Genomic DNA, 3,983 nt, shown 5'->3' on the forward strand with positions numbered 1-3,983 from the left:
CCCTCAGTACCCCAACCCCGCCGCTTTCCTCTGTCCGTGCCACAGGGTCCCAGCTACATCCCGCCATGGCCGGATCGAAACGGCGTTGGGCGCCTTTTCGGCCCGGCTCGATCTGCCGGAGGGCGCCAGGGCATTTGCCTGCATTCGTCCGCAGGCCCTCATCCTCTCGCGTCGAGGCGAAGGGGTCGCCGGCCTTGTCGTGGGTTGCTCGTTCCTTGGCGAAATCGAGCAGCTGTCGATCAGGGTCGAAGGCGTGCCTGACCTCCTACGCTTGCGCACAACAGGCCGCGTCGATGTACGGTCGGGCGAGGGGATTTCATTGAGCGTCGATCCAGAAGGCGTCCTGGTCTTTGCCGCGGAATGAGCCCGAAAGACTGCCACCGAAAAATAACTTGACCGTTTCCGTCATATATGTTCCAGCAATTTTGTCGGCTGTCGCAATCGTCGGCAGACCAAAACAATTTGATGGAGGACCGCATCATGAAGAACCTTTCCCTATTGCGGCATGCCCTGCTGGGCGGCGTCTTCGCTCTCGCCAGTGGCGCCGGTGCCATGGCAGCCGAACTGAACATCTACACGACGCGCGAGCCCGGACTGATCCAGCCGCTTCTTGACGCCTTCACCACCTCGAGCGGCATCAAGGTCAACACCGTCTTCCTGAAAGACGGTCTTGCCGAGCGCGTTGCCTCGGAAGGGGAAAGTTCTCCTGCGGATGTCCTCATGACGGTCGATGTCGGCAATCTTGCCGACTTGGCAGACAAGGGCCTGACGCAGCCGGTCGAATCGGATGCGCTGAAGGCCGCCGTGCCGGAAAACCTGCGCGACCCGGCCAACAACTGGTTTGCCCTGTCGATGCGCGCCCGCGTCCTCTACGCCGCGAAGGACCTCGATCTCGCGAGCTTCAACTACGAGGACCTGGCTGATCCGAAATGGAAGGGAAAGGTCTGCATCCGGTCCGGCCAGCATCCTTACAATACGGCTCTTTTCGCCGATTACATCGCGCATCACGGCGCCGAGGCGGCGGAAACATGGCTCGCCGGTGTCAAGGAAAACCTCGCCCGCAAGGCGGGCGGTGGTGACCGCGATGTGGCCAAGGACATCCTTGGCGGCATTTGCGACATCGGCATTGCCAACTCCTATTACGTCGGCCTGATGCGCTCCGGCAAGGGCGGCGAGGAGCAGGTTGCCTGGGGCAATACGATCAAGGTCATCCTGCCGACGTTCGAGGACGGCGGCACGCAGGTCAACATCAGCGGCGCGGCCGTCGCAAAACACGCCCCGAACAAGGATGAGGCCGTGAAGCTCCTGGAATACCTGGTTTCCGACGAGGCCCAGAAGCTCTATGCGGAGGCGAACTACGAGTATCCGATCAAGGCCGGCGCGGCCATCGATCCGATCATTGCTTCGTTTGGCGGACTCAAGGTCGATCCCGTGCGGTTGACGGAAATCGTCAAGCTTCGCAAGCAGGCAAGCGAGCTGGCCGAGAAGGTCGGCTTCGACAACTGATGGACGAATCGGGCGCGGCGCCGCCGCGCCCGATGACCGCCGATGTCGCATGTCGATCTGCGCCCTTCCCCAATGCTGAAGGCTGTCCGGCGCCGCTCCGGGCGGGTGTGGTTGCTTGCGTCCGTATTGATCGCGGCGCCAGTGGCCACTCCCGTCCTCGCCCTCCTGTGGCAGGCCCTTCAGGGATCGAACGGGCTCTGGCCGCACCTTCTCGCCTATGTACTGCCGCAAGCCTTCCTACAGACTGGAATGCTGCTTGTCGGCGTCGGCGTCCTTGTCACGCTGCTTGGCACCTCGACGGCCTGGCTCGTCACCGCCTATGATTTCCCCGGCCGCAGGCTGCTCGAATGGGCGCTGCTCCTCCCGCTCGCGATGCCGACCTACATCATCGCCTACGCCTATCTTGATCTTCTCCACCCGATCGGCTGGGTCCAGGGCGCGATCAGAGCGGCCCTCGGCTATGCGAGCCCCCGCGACTTCCGCCTTCCCGAGATCCGCTCGATGGCCGGCTGCATCGTGTTGCTCAGCTTCGTGCTTTATCCGTATGTCTATCTCACCACGCGGGCGATGTTCTTTACCCAGGCCGCCAATCTGGTCGAGGTCTCGCGCACGCTCGGAACCGGGCGTGGCCGTGTCTTCTGGCGGGTCGCATTGCCGCTGGCGCGGCCGGCGATCGCCGTCGGCGTCAGCCTGGCGCTGATGGAGGCACTGAACGATATCGGCGCCTCGGAATTCCTCGGCGTGAAGACGCTAACCGTCTCGGTCTATACGACATGGGTAACGCGGTCCGACCTGCCGGGCGCGGCGCAGATCGCAGTCGCGATGCTGTTATTGGTGGTCGCGCTCGTCACGATCGAGCGTTGGGCACGCCGCCGCCAGCGCTATTGGTCGAGTGCACAAAGGGCGCGGAGCTTCACGCCGCATCGTCTTGGGAGCGTTTCAGGTCTGGCTGCATTTGCGCTCGGCCTCATACCCGTGTTGATCGGGTTCATCGCACCTGCAAGCTACCTTGCCGTCGAGGCGTGGAAACGCTTCCGATTCGCCGGGCTATCACCTCGGCTTTTGTCGGAAACGTTCAACACCGTGACCCTGTCGGCGATGGCAACGCTCGCCATCCTCCTCTTCGGCCTAGTCATCGCCTATGCGGCGCGCTCGCTTCCCGGCCGCCTCACGGCGGCGTTGCAGCGGATTTCCACAGTCGGCTATGCGATGCCCGGAACGGTATTGGCCATCGGGATATTGGTGCCGGTTGCCGCGCTCGACCGGATGATTGACCAGACTGCGCTCGCATGGCTGGGCATGCCAACCGGCCTGCTCTTGATCGGGTCCGGCGCCGCGCTCGGCTATGCCTATGTCACGCGCTTCCTGGCGATTTCGGTCGGTTCGGTCGAAGCGGGCTTCAGCCGCATTCCACGCTCATTCGATCACGCCGCGCGTAGCCTCGGCCAGAATGTGACCGGGACATTCCGGCATATTCATCTGCCGCTTTCGAAACCTTCGCTCGTCGCCGCGGGCTTGCTCGTGTTCGTCGACTGTATGAAGGAACTGCCGGCCACGCTCCTCTTGAGGCCGCTCAATTTCGAGACCTTGGCGACGCATCTTTACGGCGAGGCGGCCCGCGGAACCTATGAGGAAGCGTCGATCGCAGCACTTGCCATCGTTCTCGTTGGCACCTTGCCGGTCATCGTACTCGCCCGGATCGGGCGGTGGAAATCCTGAAAGGGAAGCCGTGAAGCCGAGCGGGAACGGTTTTGCGACTCCCGTTTGACGGCAACCACCGCGGAACCCGAGTGCAGCCGCGAGTTCACGGGAATGGTCCGTCATTGTCTGTTCCCGGCTCGCATAATCGGCGACCGCTTCGACCGGGATATCGAGCTGCTCAGCCATGAAGGATACCAGCTCTTCCGGAAGAGCTGCGGAGCGGTTAAGGACCTGCGCCGTGTCGGCCGGCGTATCGAGCGAATCCGCCGAAGAAACCGAAACCGTTCCTTGTCAGTCGAGCCCGATCCACAGGCATCCGTCTTGTATTCGACAGGGGTATACCGTCAGCCTGGTGGGATTTTTCGAGATGTCGCCTGTGTGTTCATAGCCCGGCGCAGTACCATCCTGCTGCAACTGCGCCCAGTTCCTGATTTCGCCCGAAAAAAGATCGAAACAGCTTTGATGCCAACGGCAGACGAGGCCGTGATCACTGGTGATCGTGCTCTCCGTATGTGGGAGATTGAGCGTCTTCACCTCGGCAGGTTTTCGACGTTCGTAGAACGGCAGATGAAGATGCGGGCAGGCGTTGTTGAAGGCGCAGTAGCTGTCGGTTCCGCGAACGACGACGATATCGTAGTCCTCGAAATCGAGAATCCTTCGTTCGTGGGGCTGAAGCTCGTCCACGGGGAATGCGCGGACCCACCTCCTGCCGGCGTGACGGATGGTTTCGCGGGGTTGCCTGGCGTTCAGTTCAGAGTCGCGTTCGGGCTTGAGCC

At 62.3% G+C, this 3,983-nt stretch carries 4 protein-coding genes; 3 read left to right on the top strand and 1 reads right to left on the bottom strand.

What is annotated here, in order from left to right; translation table 11 throughout:
• The 3 genes from C9413_RS29030 to C9413_RS29040 form a co-directional block, all read left to right on the top strand.
• Positions 1 to 364 (top strand): TOBE domain-containing protein (locus C9413_RS29030; RefSeq protein WP_210263648.1); only part of this gene is annotated, 364 nt, incomplete at its 5' end.
• Between the two features lie 116 nt (positions 365 to 480).
• Positions 481 to 1,506, top strand: coding sequence for a Fe(3+) ABC transporter substrate-binding protein (locus C9413_RS29035; RefSeq protein ID WP_040116466.1), 1,026 nt, complete (start codon positions 481 to 483; stop codon positions 1,504 to 1,506).
• 42 nt (positions 1,507 to 1,548) lie between these two features.
• The gene (locus C9413_RS29040; protein ID WP_082046685.1) at positions 1,549 to 3,225 is read left to right on the top strand and encodes an iron ABC transporter permease; all 1,677 of its coding nucleotides are present in this window, start codon (positions 1,549 to 1,551) and stop codon (positions 3,223 to 3,225) included.
• Positions 3,226 to 3,498: 273 nt separating this feature from the next.
• On the opposite strand, the gene C9413_RS29050 is transcribed toward C9413_RS29040, so the two are convergent.
• Positions 3,499 to 3,983, bottom strand: a 485-nt coding sequence (locus tag C9413_RS29050) for a Rieske 2Fe-2S domain-containing protein (RefSeq protein WP_210263649.1), incomplete at its 5' end; no start/stop codon positions are given.

This window comes from Rhizobium sp. SEMIA 4085, assembly GCF_013004495.1.
In the GTDB taxonomy this organism is placed as follows: Bacteria; Pseudomonadota; Alphaproteobacteria; order Rhizobiales; family Rhizobiaceae; genus Rhizobium; species Rhizobium gallicum.